We start from the raw sequence: 19,843 nt of genomic DNA, 5'->3' as shown, positions 1-19,843 counted from the left end.
ATTTTTTTTGATAAAAGTGTCACGGAAGAGTGCAGAGCAGGGTTTGTTTCATATAGAATAGAAGTATAGAGATACAGGGGTAATGAAATTTATTGTTCCTTTTTCCTGATAACGGGTTAATAACTATAGATATGTTTGTATCGAAACTACCTTAATTATAATGAGCTCATATACACATAACACTCCGATGGCAGAACAACCGATCCTTACTACTGTTCGGAGTATTTAATAATTTTGATTATCACAATCGGAGGGAATGCATGCAATGAAAAGAATGACTCTACTGTTTCTAGTATTCATCCTGAGTATCGGAGCGTCAGGGCAAGCCATGGCTTATGCCACAACTGAATCAGGAGAAGGCCTTATTGAAGATCCCCTTCTAGAGAACGGACTGAAGCTGATTCTCAATAAACCTCTGGATGTCCCACTGACTTCGTCTGATCTGGAGCAGCTTGAGGTCGTGGATCTGAGCAACGCCGGCATTCGAAGCCTGTCTGGTCTGGAGTATGCCACCAACCTGACTCACCTCCGATTATATGGGAATGAGATTACGGATCTTACACCACTGAAGCACTTAACCCAACTTCGCGAGATTGATGTTCGCAACAATTACCTTACATCCATACATGCACTTGCCGAATTGAAGAACTTGGGACGGCTGTATATCAGCAACAATTCCATATCTTCCATTGAGGCTGTGCGAGGGTTCACCCGATTACATACATTTCACGCCAGCGGCAACCAGATTACCCGTCTGGATGCTCTATCGGAATCAAGTGCGCTGCAATGGCTTGAGATCTCGAACAATTCGATTGTGGATCTGACACCACTCTCTGATCTAACCAAGCTTAAACAACTGAATGTGGCAAACAATGATATTCAGACGCTGGACGTACTGGCTGAACTGCCAAACATCCTGCGGAATCTGAATGTGGCTGGCAATCAAATCACGGATCTGACACCCTGGAGCACATGACACGGTTGCGGACACTTGATATCTCCGGGAACCAGATTCAGCATCTCAAGGGAATGGAAGATCTAACCGGGTTAACCGAGCTGAATGCAGAATCCAACCAGATCTATGACCTGGAACCTCTACGGCAGCTTTCCAGCCTGGACGTATTGAAATTATCCAACAATCAGGTGTGGGACCTGACACCGATTGAGGGTTTTACGTTTACCCGTGATAACTCCGCGACAAATACCATACAGGATATCTCGGCTTCCACCTCGTTGTCCTCCGGTATGCTGACAACACTCCCTGAGATAGAGCCTGCGGGACTCACGGTACAGAATAACTATCTGGATGTCACCAGCGGCAGTACTACGATGCAGCTTCTGAACCAGATGAATGTGCGGGAGCAGAAACGAACGCCGCAAGGCAGCTTTCAGCGTCTAATTGAAGGCTCCACCACTGCCTATGTCGGTGATCGTGCTTATACGCTTGACGCTGCACCCTTTATCGATGAAGGCCGAACTTATGTCCCTCTGCGGTTTGTGTCGGAGCAGCTGAACGCCAGTGTGAACTGGAACAGCGGTACGCGGGAAGCCGTGATCACACAGAATGGCAAAACCATTCGCTGGAGTGTCGGTAACAAACAAGTGATCGTGGATGATGCGCTTGCTATCAATGATGCCCCACTATTGATGAAGAGTGGCAAAGCCTTTGTTCCGGTGCGCTTTATTTCGGAGCAATTTAATACGACGGTTGCGTATATCGGAAGCAGCAAAACGACGTTGATCTTCGAAAATAAACAACTTGCTGAGCGTATTGATCCTTGATGTTGTGTCCCAAGTTCATTTACAGCGGTAAGAGAAACATAGCAAAAATCCCCGTCTGAACTATCGGCGGGGATTTTATTGTGCTACGACATTGGATAATGGTATAGGAGCAGGGTCTTAATACCCGCAGATATAGCCTATCCTCTGTCTGTATGGACTTAAACTTATATAGCGCCATCTTGGATTAGGGCAAATTTAACACGGTTTAGCATATCTTCTTTTGCAGCAGGAGTTGTTATACTGAACGTACTTGATATAACAGCTAAGGTTCACAATGAGGAGGATATTCACATGACATTCACGTTCAACGGGTATTCCACAACCCAAGACAGCTCATGGAAAGAACTAACTTTCGCGCCCACTAATGAAAGCGCTAACTTAAAACTGACAGGTGAACAGCACCAGCTCGTGGAAGGGTTTGGCGGCTGTTTCAATGAGCTTGGTTATATGGCCCTGTCCCACTTGAATGAGGACCAGCGCCACGAGGTATTTCATTCCCTCTTCCATCCGGAGGGTGATCATAAGTTTAACATCTGTCGCCTGCCGATTGGCGCGAGTGATTATGCGGAGCAGTGGTACAGTCACAACGAGGTGGACGGCGACGTGGCCATGGAACATTTTTCGATCGAACGTGATTTCAAATACCTGATTCCTTACATCAAGGAAGCCCTGAGTTATAACCCGAACCTGCAATTCTTCGCTTCTCCATGGAGTCCGCCAACGTGGATGAAGTCGCCCAAAGCCTATAACTACGGCACTCTTCGTTGGGAGAAAGATATTCTGGATGCCTACGCCCTGTATTTCGTAAAATTCGTACAGGCTTACCGTGAAGCAGGCATTACCATCCATCAGGTGCATGTGCAGAACGAAGTGATTGCAGATCAGAAATTCCCTTCTTGCATGTGGACAGGCGAGCAGCTTCGTGAGTTCATCGCCGATTATCTGGGCCCGGCATTTGACAAGCACGGTCTGGATACGGAAATCTGGCTGGGAACGATCAACGCCCCCGATCCATGGGAAGAATTGATCAAGAAAAAAACCAATGACTTCGATGAGTACGCCGGGCTTGTCCTGAGTGACCCGAAGGCCTATTCCTATATCAAAGGTGTTGGGTATCAATGGGCTGGCAAAAATGCCATTCAACGTACCGCTGCAAGCTATCCCGAGCTTCGTTATATGCAGACTGAGAATGAATGCGGCGATGGCAACAACTCATGGAACTACGCCAAATATGTATATAACCTCTACCAGCATTACTTCAGCAACGGCGTGAACGCGTACATCTACTGGAACATGGTTCTGAACCCAAAGGCCGCAGCACGTGGGGCTGGGAGCAGAACTCCATGATTACGGTAGATCCGGACACTACGAAGGTTACTCGGAACCCCGAGTATTATGTGATGAAGCACTTCGCACATCCTATTGTTCCTGGTGCTCGAAGAGTCGGCCTGTCTGGCGCCTGGAGCGGTAAATCCGTTGCTTTCCGCAACCCGGATAACAGTCTCGTTATTGTCATCAACAACCCATTCCAGGATCGTCGTGACCTGTATCTAACCCTTGAAGAAGGACAGACCCTTCGCATTGAGCTGGAAGCAGATTCGTTCAACAGCATGGTCATTCAACCAGAATAAACAACTTAACACATCGTGAAAAGCGCAGACACCAATAGCGTCAGGCTCAGGGATTTCCCGGGTCGGCGCTATTTTTCATGGGAAACTTCATGCTTATTGTTACCGTTATTTCTCCGGTAGATTGCAAGCTGTGGACGACTTGCCCTGATCGCTTTTGTATTGATAGGGATTAAAATCAAAGGAATGGGACATTTGCCGATCCAATATTAATTTCATCTGGGTATCCAGTTGGTAAGGCATGGATATGGGATCGGTAACTGCAAATTCCGCATATTCGGTCATATACACCTGATCTTTCCTCACTGCGGGCATCTCCTGCCACCAGACACTGTTCGATATACGTTGATACCGCTCCGAATCCAAGACCGTCAGGAACAGGTGGTCACCTGCATAGGATGTAACTTGCTCCTCTGAGATCATGAGATAAGCCTGAAGGTCAATTAATTCCTTCTGCACCCGCTCTGGTGCCTGTAGTCCAAGGCCATCATATAGATTGTAGGCCCCCCTACACCAGTAATTGCCGAACACATAGATCGAATCATCACGTATTTCCATCACGGAGAACGTATCTGTGCTCTTAATCACGCCCTTTAACCGGGATCTCAGGCGCTGTGTTTTGCGCTCATATTGCTTGATTACCTTCTCCGCTTCAGATCCCTTACCAAATACCTCTCCAAGCTTCTGTAACAATACGAATGGCTTGTGATCGTTCTGTGAAAAGATATATGTCGGTGCGATTGGTGATAACGTGTCGTATTCCTCCTGATTTCCAACGAGAATCAGCTCAGGCTGCAAATAGGAAATCTCCTGTGGGTCTAGTGGTACGCTGTTAACCTTATGGAAACTCGCACTTAACTGGGTTAGGTAATGCTCATTGGACAGATTTTTGGCAACCGCCGCCGGACGGATTCCAAGGGCAAGCAGATGACCGAGACAACTCATCACACAGATGTTGGACGAGCTCTGCCGATGGTTAAGAATGAACTGACCCGGGGAGATTCCTTCCATCTGTTTAAAGCGTCGATTGAAATAGTACTCATCCCGATACCCCACCAGGGAGGCCACCTCTTTCATACGCTCTCCGCGTAACAGCAGTTGTTTGGCATGTTCCATCCGCAGTGTTGTCATATAATCCGACAGATTCGTTCCTGTGAGTTGCCTGAACCAATGGGTAAATCTGCGCTTGCTAATTCTGGCCTGTGCTGCCAGATCATCCACATTAATTTCCTCATTGTAGCGGCCCTTTAGCTGCGTAATGATCTCGGATATGTTCGCTCTCGTGTGCTCACTGGAGGCTTTCCCTTCGTACTCATGGGTATCTTTCAGCACCATACTCATTAATTTCTGAAACTGCGTGTGAATGCCGACTCGTTGTTTGCGGTCCTGTCCCCTGCGACGATTCTCAATCCCTCTGATCCGCTGCAATATAGATCGAAATCCAGCCGTGTCCATCTCACGGGTCCCGACGAGGGCCGGGGACATTCTGCGCTCCGAATCATGCAAGGTAAATGCCACTAACCACGCGGATAACAACGTCTCTTCATTTATTCGAATCTCTACCGTGTGTCCTGCATTGATAACGAGGAGAACCCCATATTGCAGCTCATGTATCTTATCATCATCAATGAGCAGACCCTCCCCCTCCTCGACTACAATCATGATGTCGGTGGTTAGTGTTTGTCGTGGAATGCCATCGTTAGGCGATAGATGCTGTAGAGCCAACCCGTGAAGTTCGTAATACATGTTGGGAACGACGTACCGGGTTTTGAGATGAGTCAGATCCACAATTAGCTCTCCTTTTCGTGATAACCATTATCAATTAGAGTCATCATAACTCAACTCTTCCTTGGTTATCAATGACCGAAACTTGCTTATAAACAGCCTATTAATGCAAAAAAAACGTCCTAATCTTCCATTGAATGCATTCTTGAACGGCATTACACTTGATTAATTGATAATGATTATCAGTAAATGTTTAACCATATAGGGGGATATTCATGATACACAAAATGTCGAGACTCACCACGTTACTCACTTTATGTTTCATTGTATTGGTTGCAACAGCTTGCGGTACAACAGCTGATACAGCCAGCAACACAGCGACGCAGAACACCAGTCAAACTGCCAGCCAATCGGAGGAAAAAGGAACCCAGATGGCGACCGATGCTTACGGTAACCAGGTGGAGATTCCCATAGCGCCCAAACGCATCGTATACACCGACAACACGGTTGGAGATCTGTTAATTTTCGGTATCAAGCCTGTAGGTGTAGTCCAACAAGGTTTGCAATACGCGACGTATAAAGACGAACTGAAAGATGTGGCAGATATCGGCTGGCCGCCAAGTCCCGAGAAGATTGTGGAACTCCAGCCCGATCTGATTATCACCTCAACTCCGGACCAAAAGCAGAATGAGACTCTCTCCAAGATTGCACCGGTGATCCTGACCAATGAATGGGACCCTATGCCTGTTCGGATCAAGCGACTGGGTGAATGGCTTGGCAACAAGCAAGTACCAGAAGAATTCCTCGCACGGCATAATGCAGAGATTGTGAAGATGTGGAACGACCTACAGCAGGACGGCAACATCGAGAAGGACGAGACGGCATCCGTATTCCAATACATGATCGGTCAGAAACGATTAAGTGTGTACACGACCAGTTACCTGACCGGTTTCGTCTATAACGAAGATGGCTTCAAGCCAACCGCAGCGATTCAGAAAATGATTGATAACCCGGATGACTATGGCTATGCCGATATTTCCATTGAACAGCTGCCCGAAATTGCCGGGGACCGGATATTCATTGTGTATTACAGTGACGAAGAACTGAAGGAAGTTGAGAACATGACCAAAGGTCCCGTATGGAGCCAACTGCCCGCTGTCAAAGCCGGTAAAGTATATTTCGTAAATGGCGGTCTCGGGATATCGACAGATCCACTGGCGAGGGAAGAACTGATCAAACAACTGCCAATTATGCTCAAAAAATAAAGGGATTGCACCCAACTAATCATGGAGGTAAGCGATGACAGATTCACTTGAACTGTATGATGTGACCATCATTGGCGGAGGACCCGCCGGGTTGTACACGGCTTTTTATAGTGGTATGAGAGAACTGAAGACCAAGGTTATTGAAGCACAGGATGAACTGGGCGGAAGAGTCCTGACGTATCCTGAGAAAATGATATGGGATGTCGGGGCTATGCCCCCAATTCGCGGGGAACAGCTCATTGCGCAGTTGATTGGACAAGCCCGTACCTTCGATCCGACGATTGTTCTCGGCCAGCGAATTGTCGGCATGGAGCGTCAGGAGGATGGAGCCATTCTCCTGACCGCTGATCAAGGCGAGCAACATCTGACCAAGACCGTGATTCTGGCTATTGGGTACGGGGAGCGCCAGAACGTCAAGCTTGAGATCGAAGGAGCAGATCGCTTCGAAGTGACCAACCTGCACTACACGGTTCAGGAACTGGAACGCTTCCGCAACCAGCGGGTATTAATCTCAGGTGGAGGCGATTCCGCTGTAGACTGGGCCAATGAGTTACAACCCATTGCCAGTAGCGTAACGATCGTTCATCGCCGTGATCACTTTGGCGGTCTGGAACGCAGTGTTACGACGATGAAGAACTCCTCCGTTCAAATTCGGACACCCTATACCATAGAAGCGCTCCACAGCAGTGATGGAACACAAATTAATCGTGTCTCTCTCGTTCATACTGAGACATCAGAGCGAGAGCAGCTGGAGGTCGATGCGGTTATCGTCAATCACGGTATGAAGTGCAACTATGGTACCATCCGGGAATGGGGACTGAATCTCGGTGAATGGAACCTGGAGGTGGAAGCAGATATGACGACCAACCTTCCCGGCGTATATGCCGCAGGTGATTTTGTTGCCTATGATAGCAAAGTTGAATTACTCGCAGGCACATTCACCAGTGGTATTCTTGCACTGAACAGTGCCAAGCGTTATATACAACCCGATGCTTCTCTAATGGCTTATGTCTCCTCACACAATGAGCTGTTCAAAGAAAAAAACCGCGCCTTGGGTGTGGTTGAGGAAGAAATTTAAGACGGTTAACACATCGAAACAACCTTCTGCACATCAAATAGCGCCTGTTCCGCTGTGATCAGCGGAACAGGCGCTACTCCGTGTTGTATGATCATCTGAATCCATAGGAAAGCATGATTCGATAATATGCCGATTTAAGGATTGTTCGCCAGGTAATTTCTGAGCCATTGCATAGCTGGACGTTCTGTACCGTTGCTGTTCACCAGATGGGAACCGTTAACCCAAGTTTGGCCTTGGTTGTAACCCCACAGTGTCACACCTTTAACAGCAGCGTGTTTCCACAGCACAGGGAATTTCTGTTGATAGCGCTGCAACTGTGTATTATCGTCACCTGTCATATCCAGCTCGGAGACGTAGACCGGTAGACCTGTCGCAGCCAGCTTGTTCAGTACGGTGTTCATCGTATTTACGGAAACGTTGTCCATATTAAAGTGATGCGCTTGAATACCAATGCCATCGACCAAGCCTCTATTTTTCAGAAGGTTGATAATCTGGATATATTGGTCGGCTTTAGCTGGATCACCGATGATGCCGTACTCATTGATCAGCAATTTGGCATTAGGGAAGGCTTGTCTCGCCTGTTGGAATGACCAAATGACCCAATCCCAACCTGTTGCTCCATCTCCTCCAATCGCGTTGCGATAGGATGGCTTGGCATGCAATGGCTCATTGACAACATCGACATATGCCGACTTCGAATACCGCTGTCCTGCGGCTTTAATCCATTGTGTCACTTCAGCCTTCTGATCTGCGGCGGAGAGACTGTTAATCCAATTGGGCTGCTGACTTCCCCATACGAGCGTATGGAACTTGAACGGGAATCCGTTATTGTTCGCATAATTGTACGCCAGATCTGCCTGACCCCAGTTCATCACGTTGCGTGTGCCTTCCACAGCATCCCACTTGGTGGAGTTCTCTGGAGTTACCTGGTTCCAATAGGGGCTAAAATTCGAAGGAACCTGGCTAGCTATAATATTGCCCAAAAATTTGCTACCTTTCGCCAAACCAGCACTCACACTGCCAACCGCAACTGAAGCAGCGAGAACCCCTACCAACGCCAGCGAGCCGACTGTCTTAAACCACTTGGACTTAATCAATGATTTTCCTCCTTTATTTCAAATGTTTTGTTAAGCGCTTACATACATCACTTTACTGGATAATTTTGGTTTTAGATACCTGACAAATTATAGTATTTTGTACCAATAATAGAAATCTATATTATGTTCCCATGCACTTTTTTGCTTAAATCCAACATGATTCTTACATTGGAGTTTACATTCCCCACATGTTTATCTAGTATGAAATGATACATATCTTTACATACACTAGATAACAAGGGAGATTACAACATGCGCAAGATTTCAACGAAACGTTTCGCCGGATGGCCTTTATCGTTCCTCTTATGTGCCTCCATTTTGTTTGCCCCTTTTGCTTCCACACCCGTTCAGGCTGCTGAGGCAGACAAGGAAACCAAGATCACGTTGCTGGGTACATCCGATATTCATGGTCGATTCATGCCATGGGACTATGCTCTGGACGGTCCAAACCCAACCGGCAGCATGACACAGCTCTACACCATTGTGAAAAAAGTCCGTGCGGAGAATCCCAATACGATCTTGCTGGATGCGGGAGACATGATTCAGGATAACTCGGCTGAGTTGTTCAATGATCAACCTCAATCTCCCATGATGGTTGCCATGAACGAGATGAAATATGACGCATGGGTTATGGGTAACCATGAGTTCAACTTTGGATTGGACGTACTGGAGAAGATCTCTTCCCAATTCAATGGACAGCCTCTCGTGGGTAACATTTTCAAAGAAAACGGCGACCGCTACATGCCTGCCTATACGATTATTGAGAAAGACGGCATCAAAGTAGGTGTCATCGGAATGAACACACCTATGATTACCGAGTTCGAGAAGGGTACGGATCACCTGGACGGTATCATCGTCAAAGATCCTGTGGAAGAGACTAAGAAGGCCATTGCTGAGCTGAAAGGCAAAGTGGATGTCATGGTTGGACTTATGCATATGGGACTGGACAACGAGAACGGGAACCCGGGAACCGGGGTTACGGATATCGCCAATGCCAACCCGGAGCTGGCTGCCATTTTTGCCGGACACATGCATACCTTGATTGAATCCCAAACGGTTAACGGCGTATTGATCTCCGAGCCAAATAAATATGGTTCACATATCTCGCGAATCGATCTGACATTTGCTAAAGACGGCGACAAGGTTGTCCTGAAAAGCAAGGAAGCTCAGGCACTCGCTGTTAAATCAGCTGACGGAACGTATGAAGTCTCCGATCCTGCCCTGGAAAAGACATTGCACCCGTTCCACGAGTTCGCCCGTGCCGATGCGAATATTGAAGTGGCTGAACTGAAAGGAACGAACCTGGTTCCTGCCGATGAGATTAAGGGTATTCCTGCGGTTCAGATCCAGGAGACCCCTTTGTCCGACTTTTTCACCGAAGTGATGCTGCATTACAGTGATGCTGATGTGGTCGCGCACCAGATTGATAACGATAAGGCCAAGCTGGATGTAGGCCCGATTAAGAAAAAGGATATCGCATTCAACTACCAATATACTTTCGGTGAAGTGACTGTGTATGAAGTGACCGGACGCGATCTGATGGATTACATGGAGTGGTCTGCGGGGTACTTCAACTCCACACGTCCGGGTGATGTGACGATCAGTTTTGATCCAAAACGTCGTGCTTCCAAATACAGCACCGATGATTTCTTCGGCGGCGTAACGTATGAGATCGACCTGACCAAGCCCTATGGCAGTCGGATCACCAATCTCAAGTACAGTAACGGTGCAGCAGTAAAAGAAGACGATACATTGAAGCTCGGCATGAACGCATACCGGATGGAAGCTCTGATTGCCAAAGGCGGCGCGATGGAAGGACGTAAGTTCAAGCAACTCTGGTCCTCCAAGGATGCTTCGACATTTGGCGAGATTCAAGGTACGATTCGCAATCTGTCCATCTCCTATTTGAAAGATGTCATGAAGGGTGTATATGAACCGAAGATTCAACACAATTGGAAAATCACCGGCGTAGACCTGACTGCACCGGAGCGTGCAGATGTGGTGGAGTTAATTAACGATGGCATCATGTCTGTGCCGACAACAGAAGATGGCAAGTACACCAACATTGCCTCCATTAACATTTTGGATGCCGTGACACAGGAAGAGATTGATACGTTATCTGCCAAAGCAGGTGTGAGTGCAGCGCAGTTCGCAAGCGTGAAGACCAAGGGAGCGTTCTATCAACAGCTGAACAAAGCTCGCAAAGCAGCTGGTCATGGTGAGGGAGCAACCACACCTGAGAAACCTACGACACCAACAGCACCTAAACCAACACCGACTCCAGGCACGTCGAAACCCGGTAAACCGTCAACACCAAGCACGGGTAAACCAGGTGCTGTCACCAAAGGCAAACAAGCCAAGGTTACTGCAGCTTACCTGAATGTACGCGCTGGCGCTTCATCCAAGGCTAAGGTCGTTGCTGCCGTACCGAAAGGCACCCTGCTTGAGGTGATCAGTACAGACAACGCATATGGCTGGGTGAAAGTGAAGCTGGATGGACGTATAGCATACGTATACGGGAAATATGTGAGCATTTTGAAATAGCATAATCGTTACACACCAAGCTTAACGCAGAGCAGAGAGGGCGATTCTCCCATGGAACTCATGGTCGGATCGCCCTTTGTTATGTTAACGAGCCGTTAGGAATGTATATCAGAATATCGTCGTAGTACAAGAACACTTCGACCGATACATTTCGTTTCACGTGGAACTTTACCCAATCATTCAAGCACCCTTTTCAATTTACTCCGTTAGCCTGCCCGCATATAGAGTATAATGAAGAGGTATACGATAAATGTACGGTGCAATGCTTGTATGTAAGAATATTGCATAATTCAAGATTTCAAACGCTCCCGTGTACAAAATATAGACAAATAAAACCATTTCGCTCTTTATTTTACTGATTTGAAGTCGCTTTAAGGATTTATGCAATATGCTCCTGTATTCAAAACTAACGCAAAAGAGGTAAACAATGAGCAAGCAACAATTTAAAGATTATGGACTTGGTGAAGAGATCGTAAAAGCGCTGGAAAGTCTGGGCTATGAGACACCAACCGAGGTTCAAACTAAAGTTATTCCCGTAGCACTGGAGAACCAGGATCTTGTGGTGAAATCACAGACAGGTAGTGGTAAAACAGCTGCCTACGGCATTCCGCTCTGCGAGCTGGTGGATTGGAATGAGAATAAGCCACAGGCTTTGATTCTTACACCAACCCGGGAACTGGCTTTGCAGGTTAACGAAGATATTACGAATATCGGCCGCTTTAAGCGTATTAAAGCAACCGCACTATACGGACAGTCCCCTTTTCACATCCAAAAGGCGGAGTTAAAACAAAGAACCCATGTGGCTGTTGGTACGCCGGGTCGGGTACTGGATCATATCGAACGTGGCACGTTGCCACTCGAACGAATCGCCTATCTCGTGATTGACGAGGCTGATGAGATGCTGAATATGGGCTTTATCGAGACGGTGCAAGCCATCATTCAGAAACTGCCGCAGGAACGAGTGACCATGCTATTCTCTGCGACGTTCCCTGAAGATGTAGCCAAGCTGTCCCGCAAGTACATGAACAAGCCGGTTGAGATTGAGATCAAGGCAAGTGGACTGACAACAGCCACCATCGAACACGCCGTAATTAACGTACCAGAAGTGAACAAAACCGCGCTGCTACAGGACTTGTTCATTACGGAAAATCCGGATAGCTGCATTGTATTCTGCCGTACGCAGGAGAATGTGGATAAACTATTCCGGGTCATGGCTGACCTTGACTATCCAGCAGACCGTATCCATGGCGGTATGGAGCAAGATGAGCGGATCGAAGTCATGAACGCGTTCAGACGGGGACAATTCCGTTATCTGATCGCAACGGATGTAGCGGCGCGTGGTATTGATATCACGAACATCACCCATGTGATCAACTACGATATTCCGCTTGAAAAAGAAGGCTATGTTCACCGCACAGGCCGTACTGGACGCGCAGGCAAAACAGGTAAAGCCATTACGTTAATTACACCGAAAGATGGCAGACGTCTAGCCGAGATTGAATCCTATATCGGATTTGAAATCCCTGTCGTGAAAGCACCTTCCGAGGAAGCTGTAGATCGCCGCAGAGAAGATTTCGAGATGCGATTGAAGATCGTTCCTGAACGTAAAAAGGACAAGCGTGAACAGTTGAATCAACAGATCATGAAGCTGAACTTCAACGGAGGCAAGAAGAAAAAACTTCGTGCCGTAGACTTTGTCGGTACCATCGCCAAGCTTGAAGGCGTTACGGCTGACGACATCGGGATCATTACCATTCAGGACAATGTGACGGATGTGGAGATCCTGAACGGCAAAGGCCCACTCGTACTGGAGCTCATGCAGAATACAACGATCAAAAAGATGCAACTCAAGGTTCGCAAAGGTCATAAGTAATTTGGTAAACAGGATTGAATAGACAGGATACAATTTAGTATTATTTTTAAAATCGCTCCTCTTTTTATGTCAATCAAACTTATGTCGCACTGCCTCATAAACGCTTTAAACAAGACAAGCAGACCTGCTAACATGATGTTATGACAGGTCTGCTTGTAAATCGTTGTTATTGGATTGTGTATTTATTTCCATAAAGAATCATTCGAGTTTACATATCAACCGATACAGTGAACAGGGGGCTTCATATGACAATCGAAAAGTACGGAAATAACAGAGAACGATTTATAAATGATTTAATGAATTTGATGGTACCAATAGAAGGTGGGACCGTTGAATTACGCGATTATATTAATACGAATAAATGGCTGAGTTCTAATTATACATTATCAAACCCTGGAAGAGAAAGTGATAGAAAGGTTATTACTTGGACTGAAACGATTGAACCTTTCTATGTAATGAAGTATCCGGTAACACACCAGTTGTATCATTTTGTTATGCATCATGAAGAAGAAGTAGAACCGAATACGAATAGTCTGCCAATTACGGAAGTTTCTTGGGTAGATTCGCTTATCTTTTGTAACGAATTGTCCAGAATACATGGCAGGACTGAATGCTACTTAATCACAGGTGAAAGTCAGAACACTATATATAACCAAAAAGCGAATGGCTTTCGATTATTATCAGACGCAGAATGGCAGTATGCGTGTAAAGCGGGAACCAAGGGATATCGGTATGAAAGTATCGATAAGATTGCATGGCATCAAGAAAACGCTAATGGATCAGTTCAACAAGTCGGAAAACTGCTTCCTAATCCATGGGGGCTTTACGATATGATCGGAAACGTTTGGGAGTGGTGCTGGGATTTGTATGATGCTAAACGATATGGGGACTATAGAGTCTTCCGGGGAGGCAGTTGGGCTGAAGTTGAGAACAACTGTGGTTCTACGAGTAGAAGGAAAAGCATGCCCGATTTCAAGATAGATGACCTTGGCTTTAGAATAGCACTTACAAAACCATGAGAACACGCGTTGAGCATGAAGTGAATTGAAATGGACTCGATGCGACCTTCATTTGACTGACATCGTTAATCCATTGACTGACTTATATTTTATCGAAATGGATGTTACCCGAGAAGGGATTAAAGATTACCTGTCTGTAATTATCGCTGCTAGAGTGGGTGAATACCCTAACAATGAGTTACATAAAGAGATTTTATCACTTGGGCGGTGAAGCTATGCCTTTACGTTTTCTTCGATTTTAACTTCTATTCCCGTTGCTTTACCACAGAATTGCTCTGAACCGTATTACAAGTAGGGCGAAATGACAAACAGAGGAATGTCCATGGTATCATTAGAAGAAGTCAAATCGTATATGAATGATTGGTACATTAGTGTAGTGAAGCTCTCTAAGGTTGAAGAGCTTTTCTTTTTGTCTTCAGATGATAATGGGGGAGAACATGAATAAAAAGAAAGATATTTTAAATGCTTGGATTACAATAGAGCAGCTATCCGAAGGATCTATTAAGAAAGAAAAACCGCTAAAGCTCTTACATACCATGGAAGAAGACTGGAATACGTTTTTTAGAGACTTTTTAATTAAACAAAAAGAACAACAAAATGTAGAAGATAAGATCTATAAAAATTCGGGTTTAGTATTATATTTTGATATTTTCGAATTTGAAGAGGTTGTTGAAATACTGAGGGAGAAGCACAAGATCGAAAAAACCCACGAAGAAGTTAGTAAATCTGACAAATTCACCTTCGCTATATATTTTGATAACCAATTAGAATTTATAGCAGACAAATTATTCTTTACCATGAGCGGTTATATCCGCCAACATGGTGATTTACCAGAAGATTTTTCGAAATTTGAAAACTCATTTAGAGAAGATTTGAACAGTAAATTTGAAGATGGATTTAACAGTGCCATTTCTGAACTTTTGCAAAAGTATAATGTTTCCACTAATAATTTTCGCTATGCATTTATGAAAAACTTAGATAATGGAGAAGTAAATTTACATTCGTTTTTTATTGAAGATCTGAATAAAGCAAAGGTAATCACTACTAAAAATTTAGATCGTTATTTTAATGGCTTTTCGGGATTCAGGCAGAATTTAGATGGAAATAAAAAGTCACTTCATTTTAACTCACAAATTTTTGAGACAAACAGTTTACAACCTAAATATTACCCGTTAGGACGTTTTCCAAGTAACCCTGCTTTTGCACTCTCATTCATGCAACAGGTTGCGGTGAATCTAGCATTACACGATAAAAATGAGATTCGTAGTGTCAATGGTCCTCCAGGAACAGGAAAAACAACTCTGTTAAAAGATATTTTTGCTGATTTGGTGGTTCAACAGGCCGTGGAAATGGTGCAACTTTCTGATAAAACGATAAAAAGAAGTTTAGTTTATTGGCAAAGTGCTAAAATTGGTATTTTACCATCCTCCATTTCAGATAAAAATATTGTTGTTGCAAGTTCAAACAATGGGGCAGTCCAAAACATTGTTAAGGAGTTACCAAAGAAAGAAACGATTGCTAACGATTTTCAAAAGCAATTGGATGAAGCAGATTATTTCAAAGATATATCTAATTCTAAACTAACCGGTGAAGGTTTCGGAAAAAATCGTGAGATTAAAAGGGAGACTTTAAACGAGGAGAATTGGGGTGTATTCTCGTTAGAGGGTGGCGCGTCAACAAATGTGAACAAGCTACTTTTAAGCATAGAAGCAATTGAGAAAGATCTAGAAGATAATTATCAATCCAGTACAGGTGAAGGTGTATACCAAGAATTCTCCCGTCTCTATAAGGAATTGAAAATCGAAAAAGAAAAAATGCAGGAATATAGCGAGAAAATACATTCACTTCAAAAATTAAAAACCAAGCATACCAAGCAAAATATTGCTTTTGAACAAGAAGAAAAAAAGAAACGAACAAGTTTAATCACACAAGAAGCAGAAGCGACGCGTGAATTTGAAAGACTGAGACAAGAAAGTTTAAATCTTCAAGATGATTTATCGAATGCTTCTATTGAGATAGAAAACCTAATCGATCCACAAGCTCAAGCTAAAAGAAATTATGATGTAGTCACTTCACAAAAACCAAGCCCTTTGTGGTTTCATAAAATATTTAATCGACACAAAGTTGAGCAGTACTTCAAAAATCTGAATGATGCGAATGATCATTTAAATGATCTATCTAAACAAAAAACGAAATGGTTGAATGAGCGCATCCGACTCGAAAATAGGTTAAAAGAAACTGCTACAAAAAGTGAGCATATTCAAAAACAAACCCAGGACACAAAAGCAGACTTCGAACGTTGGACGACTACTCAACATAACGCTTTAGAAAAATCGGCACAAGAAATTGCAGTACTGGAAAACCTCAAATCTCAAAGTGGCATTAAGGAACTAGATTTTTCACTATCCTATGATGAACTTCAAAAGTCTAACCCATGGTTTACAATGCAATTTCGTAAATTACAATCAGAGTTGTTTATTTCAGCTTTAAAAGTTAGAAAGCAATTTCTGTATGAGAACAGAAAGAGTTTGAAAGCCGCGAGGATTATCTGGAGCAAACCGTCTGAATACATTGGAAAAGAGAACGGACTTCAGTTAATTTCGGAATCATGGCAATGGTTGAATTTGGCTATCCCTGTTATCAGCACGACTTTTGCTAGTTTTGGGAGAATGTTTAAAAATCTTAATGAAAACTCAATAGGCAATTTATTCATAGACGAGGCTGGTCAAGCACTACCACAAGCTAGTGTTGGCGCAATCTATAGAAGCAAAAAGGTTATGGTGGTCGGCGATCCATCACAAATACAACCAGTAATGACGTTAGATTCAAATGTGCTGACCTTGATCGGAAGAATTTACAAAGTTGATGAAAAATTTGTCTCTGCTAATGCATCTACTCAAACCATTGTGGATGCCACAAGTCAGTATGGTTTTCAAAAAAATGAGGATGAATGGATTGGTATACCTCTTTGGGTGCACAGACGTTCGGACTATCCGATGTTTACGATTTCAAATAAAATATCGTATGACGATTTGATGGTACAAGGTAAATCAAAAGATGAGTCACAAGGTAAATCACGATGGTATGACTCAACGGGGAAAGCAAATGATAAATTTGTTAAAGAACAAGCTGATTTACTGAAAAGTCTAATTGATAAACGTTTGCAAGATGACCCGAATTTAGCGGATGAAATTTATGTTATCACCCCATTTAGCAATGTGGCTAATAAACTTGTACAAGTATTAGATGGAATTAACTTCACAAAACGAGAAAATGGAAAAACAACGAACATTGGAACTGTTCATACTTTTCAAGGGAAAGAGGCCAAGATTGTCTACTTTGTTCTTGGGGCTGACTCTGATAGCAGTGGGGCGGCAAGATGGGCTGTCTCTGTTCCAAATATGATGAATGTTGCAGCTACACGAGCAAAAAAAGAATTTTATATTATTGGCGATAAGAAATTGTATGCCTCCCTCGGTAGTGAAGTAGCAAATAAAACGATTTCAATTATTGACGACTATAACAATGTTGTGGTCTGAAATGATCCTACGCTGTACCAAAAGTGACAGCATTTTTGTGGAACAGGGGTTACCTTGAGTTACTTTCTATGAAAATGTCTGTTTCCGTAGATAATATAATTTCAAAGCGGGCAGAGTGCCTCACTCTGCCTAATAATTATTGAGTATGTATTGATTTAATGGCACTATTAAAGAGTCTATTTATATTAAGAACTGTTATAGAATGGAGTGGTTTGAATGAATCAGTATCTTCAGATGGGAGCAAACACAACCCTGAGTGCTGCAAAAGGTAGCATTTTCCTCCGCTCTCACCGCTCAGCCCCGCTAAAATGCCGGTTTGTTCAGCAATGGATGGATTGTTCACTTGAAAAAGAGTCTGGCCCAACTAAAATATAAATAAAAGCGCTATATTTAAGTTGATATCTTTCGGGAGGTGTATGTAATGGGTAACAGGAAAGCCGTCTGGTTTCTGGTCTTTGCACTCACGTTCACCCTGTTTGGACTTCATCCTGAACGGACAAGCGCAGCAAGTGTCACCATAACCAACGGTACCGATTGGCTCGACACCGCAGGCAACCACATCCATGCGAATAGCGGCAACATTCTGCAGGTAAGCTCGACGTATTATCTGTACGGTGAACATGCGGTGGGCGGCAGGTTTGACAGCGTGAACGTCTACACCTCCACCGATCTGAAGAACTGGACTTTCAGCAACGCCATCCTGACGAAAGATTCTGCAACCGAGCTTGCCTCCAGCAAAATTGAACGCCCCAAAGTCATCTATAACGCCTCCACTAACCAGTATGTGCTCTGGGCACATTATGAGAACGGTACGGACTACAACCTCGGGCGTGTAGCGGTCGCAACAAGTAATACCCCGAATGGCAAATTCACCTATGAGGGCAGCTTCCGCCCGCTCGATTACGAGTCTCGTGACATGACCGTCTTTGTCGATACAGATGGAACCGGTTATCTGGTTACTGCTTCCCGCAAGAATGGCGGTGCCAATGATACGATGGCTATTTTCAAAATGAATGCTAGTTATACCGGAATACAGTCCTTCGAGGGCTGGCTGTTCGAGAACGCCTACCGTGAAGCGCCTGCTGTTGTGAAAAAAGGAAACCGCTACTACCTCTTCACCTCCCAAGCCGCTGGCTGGTATCCGAATCAGGGGGCTTATGCTACAGCAACTTCCATGACAGGTCCATGGACTGCGCTTACGCCATATGGCAATCCATCTGCCTTCGGTTCGCAGATTCATGATATTGCCACGATTACAGGCAGCAACACCACATCCTACATCTACATGGGGGATCGCTGGAATCCGATGAATCTCGGAGAGCACAAACATATCTGGCTGCCGCTAACGTTGAATGATTCGAACGGAACAGCATCACTGGAGTGGTATACAACTTGGAATATCGACGCAGTAACGGGTGCGGTAACACCTCCTGCTCTCGTCAATCATGCCCAAGGCAAAACAGCTACCGCCAGCTCCACTGCCTCCGGCTCGTCCGCATCCAACGTCAATGATGGCAACTACCAGACGTCATGGGTGGCTTCCTCCAATAGCTGGCCTGCCTGGTGGCAAGTGGACTTCGGCGCACCGAAGACGATCACCGAGATCGACACGTCCTGGTTTATGTATAAAGGTTCGGAAGGGTACTACAAATACAAGATCGAAATTAGCAACGATGGTGTCAATTACTCCACCTTGGATCGCACCAACAATCTGACCTATGGCTTCACCACGGATGCTGTGCATTTCACAGCCCGTTATGTACGGATCAATATGGTGAACGCGGTCTTGTGGAATAATCCGGGGAACTGGTATACCCCAACTCTGCACGAGGTCAAAATGTTGGGTCCAACCACACCGGAAGCCACAGGGTACAGCCGTTTCAGTTCACACAACGTTCCGGATCGATACATCCGTCATGCCAACTACATCGCACGCATTGATGCCAATGTCTCTCCTGCTCTGGACTCCCAATTCCGCGTTGTACCGGGTTTAGCGAGTTCCACGGGAATTTCACTGGAGTCCATCAACTTCCCAGGCTACTTCCTGAAGCGCAACAGCAGCAACAAAATTGTACTTGAAGCTTACGCCGACACCGCCGCCTATAAGGGAGATGCTACGTTCCTAAGCAGTCCTGGTTGGGCTGACAGCACCAAAGTATCCCTCCAATCGTACAGTCAGCCCGGCTATTACATCCGGCATTATGATTACGTATTACAGCTCGATGCCATCAACGCATCCAGCAGTTCGACGGTGAAGAGTGACGCCACGTTTGGGCGAACCAATTTCTAAACA

At 45.0% G+C, this 19,843-nt stretch carries 11 protein-coding genes and 1 pseudogene; 10 read left to right on the top strand and 2 right to left on the bottom strand.

Annotated features, from left to right (window positions below):
• Positions 1-265: 265 nt before the first annotated feature.
• The 3 genes and pseudogenes from C0Q44_RS06450 to C0Q44_RS06440 all read left to right on the top strand — a co-directional run bounded on the left by C0Q44_RS06450 (position 266) and on the right by C0Q44_RS06440 (position 3,413).
• On the top strand, positions 266-976 hold the full coding sequence (locus C0Q44_RS06450; protein WP_181150874.1) for a leucine-rich repeat domain-containing protein: 711 nt from the start codon (positions 266-268) through the stop codon (positions 974-976).
• Positions 973-1,782 carry a copper amine oxidase N-terminal domain-containing protein gene (locus tag C0Q44_RS06445; protein ID WP_105406525.1) on the top strand — a complete coding sequence of 270 codons (810 nt, stop codon included), beginning with the start codon at positions 973-975 and terminating at the stop codon, positions 1,780-1,782. Before C0Q44_RS06450 ends, C0Q44_RS06445 begins: the two co-directional genes overlap by 4 nt.
• A gap of 291 nt (positions 1,783-2,073) precedes the next feature.
• A pseudogene (locus C0Q44_RS06440) lies at positions 2,074-3,413 on the top strand (glycoside hydrolase family 30 protein).
• Positions 3,414-3,518: 105 nt separating this feature from the next.
• Here C0Q44_RS06440 and C0Q44_RS06435 read toward each other — a convergent pair.
• Positions 3,519-5,198, bottom strand: a complete 1,680-nt coding sequence (locus C0Q44_RS06435; protein ID WP_105406524.1) for a helix-turn-helix domain-containing protein — start codon at positions 5,196-5,198, stop codon at positions 3,519-3,521.
• Between the two features lie 212 nt (positions 5,199-5,410).
• On the opposite strand from C0Q44_RS06435, the gene C0Q44_RS06430 reads away from it, so the two are divergent.
• A complete protein-coding gene (locus C0Q44_RS06430) occupies positions 5,411-6,400 on the top strand; it encodes an ABC transporter substrate-binding protein (RefSeq protein ID WP_105406523.1) in 990 nt (329 codons plus the stop codon).
• A gap of 34 nt (positions 6,401-6,434) precedes the next feature.
• On the top strand, positions 6,435-7,478 hold the full coding sequence (locus tag C0Q44_RS06425) for an NAD(P)/FAD-dependent oxidoreductase (RefSeq protein ID WP_105406522.1): 1,044 nt from the start codon (positions 6,435-6,437) through the stop codon (positions 7,476-7,478).
• Between the two features lie 134 nt (positions 7,479-7,612).
• Here the strand turns inward: C0Q44_RS06425 and C0Q44_RS06420 are convergent, their stop codons facing one another.
• A complete protein-coding gene (locus C0Q44_RS06420) occupies positions 7,613-8,575 on the bottom strand; it encodes an endo-1,4-beta-xylanase (RefSeq protein WP_105406521.1) in 963 nt (320 codons plus the stop codon).
• A gap of 252 nt (positions 8,576-8,827) precedes the next feature.
• Between C0Q44_RS06420 and C0Q44_RS06415 the strand changes: the two genes are divergently transcribed.
• From C0Q44_RS06415 to C0Q44_RS06395, 5 genes are all read left to right on the top strand, one after another.
• Positions 8,828-11,119, top strand: coding sequence for a 5'-nucleotidase C-terminal domain-containing protein (locus tag C0Q44_RS06415; protein ID WP_105406520.1), 2,292 nt, complete (start codon positions 8,828-8,830; stop codon positions 11,117-11,119).
• Between the two features lie 427 nt (positions 11,120-11,546).
• Positions 11,547-12,992, top strand: coding sequence for a DEAD/DEAH box helicase (locus C0Q44_RS06410; RefSeq protein WP_105406519.1), 1,446 nt, complete (start codon positions 11,547-11,549; stop codon positions 12,990-12,992).
• 245 nt (positions 12,993-13,237) lie between these two features.
• Complete coding sequence (locus C0Q44_RS06405) at positions 13,238-14,011, top strand: formylglycine-generating enzyme family protein (RefSeq protein WP_105406518.1); 774 nt, start codon at positions 13,238-13,240, stop codon at positions 14,009-14,011.
• Between the two features lie 437 nt (positions 14,012-14,448).
• Positions 14,449-17,550: an AAA domain-containing protein gene (locus tag C0Q44_RS06400; protein WP_181150873.1), complete on the top strand. Its 3,102-nt coding sequence runs from the start codon at positions 14,449-14,451 to the stop codon at positions 17,548-17,550.
• A 421-nt stretch (positions 17,551-17,971) separates the two neighbouring features.
• On the top strand, positions 17,972-19,840 hold the full coding sequence (locus tag C0Q44_RS06395; RefSeq protein WP_105406517.1) for an AbfB domain-containing protein: 1,869 nt from the start codon (positions 17,972-17,974) through the stop codon (positions 19,838-19,840).
• Positions 19,841-19,843 lie beyond the last annotated feature (3 nt).

The organism is Paenibacillus sp. PCH8, from assembly GCF_002968835.1.
Lineage (GTDB): Bacteria > Bacillota > Bacilli > Paenibacillales > Paenibacillaceae > Paenibacillus.
This window is presented reverse-complemented; position numbering and strand designations above follow the sequence as displayed.

What these genes read in the sequence shown, in the direction of transcription:
- C0Q44_RS06450 (WP_181150874.1), top strand. Translation starts at nt 266, where the DNA reads ATGAAAAGAATGACTCTACTGTTTCTAGTATTCATCCTGAGTATCGGA.
- C0Q44_RS06445 (WP_105406525.1), top strand. Translation starts at nt 973, where the DNA reads ATGACACGGTTGCGGACACTTGATATCTCCGGGAACCAGATTCAGCAT.
- C0Q44_RS06430 (WP_105406523.1), top strand. Translation starts at nt 5,411, where the DNA reads ATGATACACAAAATGTCGAGACTCACCACGTTACTCACTTTATGTTTC.
- C0Q44_RS06425 (WP_105406522.1), top strand. Translation starts at nt 6,435, where the DNA reads ATGACAGATTCACTTGAACTGTATGATGTGACCATCATTGGCGGAGGA.
- C0Q44_RS06415 (WP_105406520.1), top strand. Translation starts at nt 8,828, where the DNA reads ATGCGCAAGATTTCAACGAAACGTTTCGCCGGATGGCCTTTATCGTTC.
- C0Q44_RS06410 (WP_105406519.1), top strand. Translation starts at nt 11,547, where the DNA reads ATGAGCAAGCAACAATTTAAAGATTATGGACTTGGTGAAGAGATCGTA.
- C0Q44_RS06405 (WP_105406518.1), top strand. Translation starts at nt 13,238, where the DNA reads ATGACAATCGAAAAGTACGGAAATAACAGAGAACGATTTATAAATGAT.
- C0Q44_RS06400 (WP_181150873.1), top strand. Translation starts at nt 14,449, where the DNA reads ATGAATAAAAAGAAAGATATTTTAAATGCTTGGATTACAATAGAGCAG.
- C0Q44_RS06395 (WP_105406517.1), top strand. Translation starts at nt 17,972, where the DNA reads ATGGGTAACAGGAAAGCCGTCTGGTTTCTGGTCTTTGCACTCACGTTC.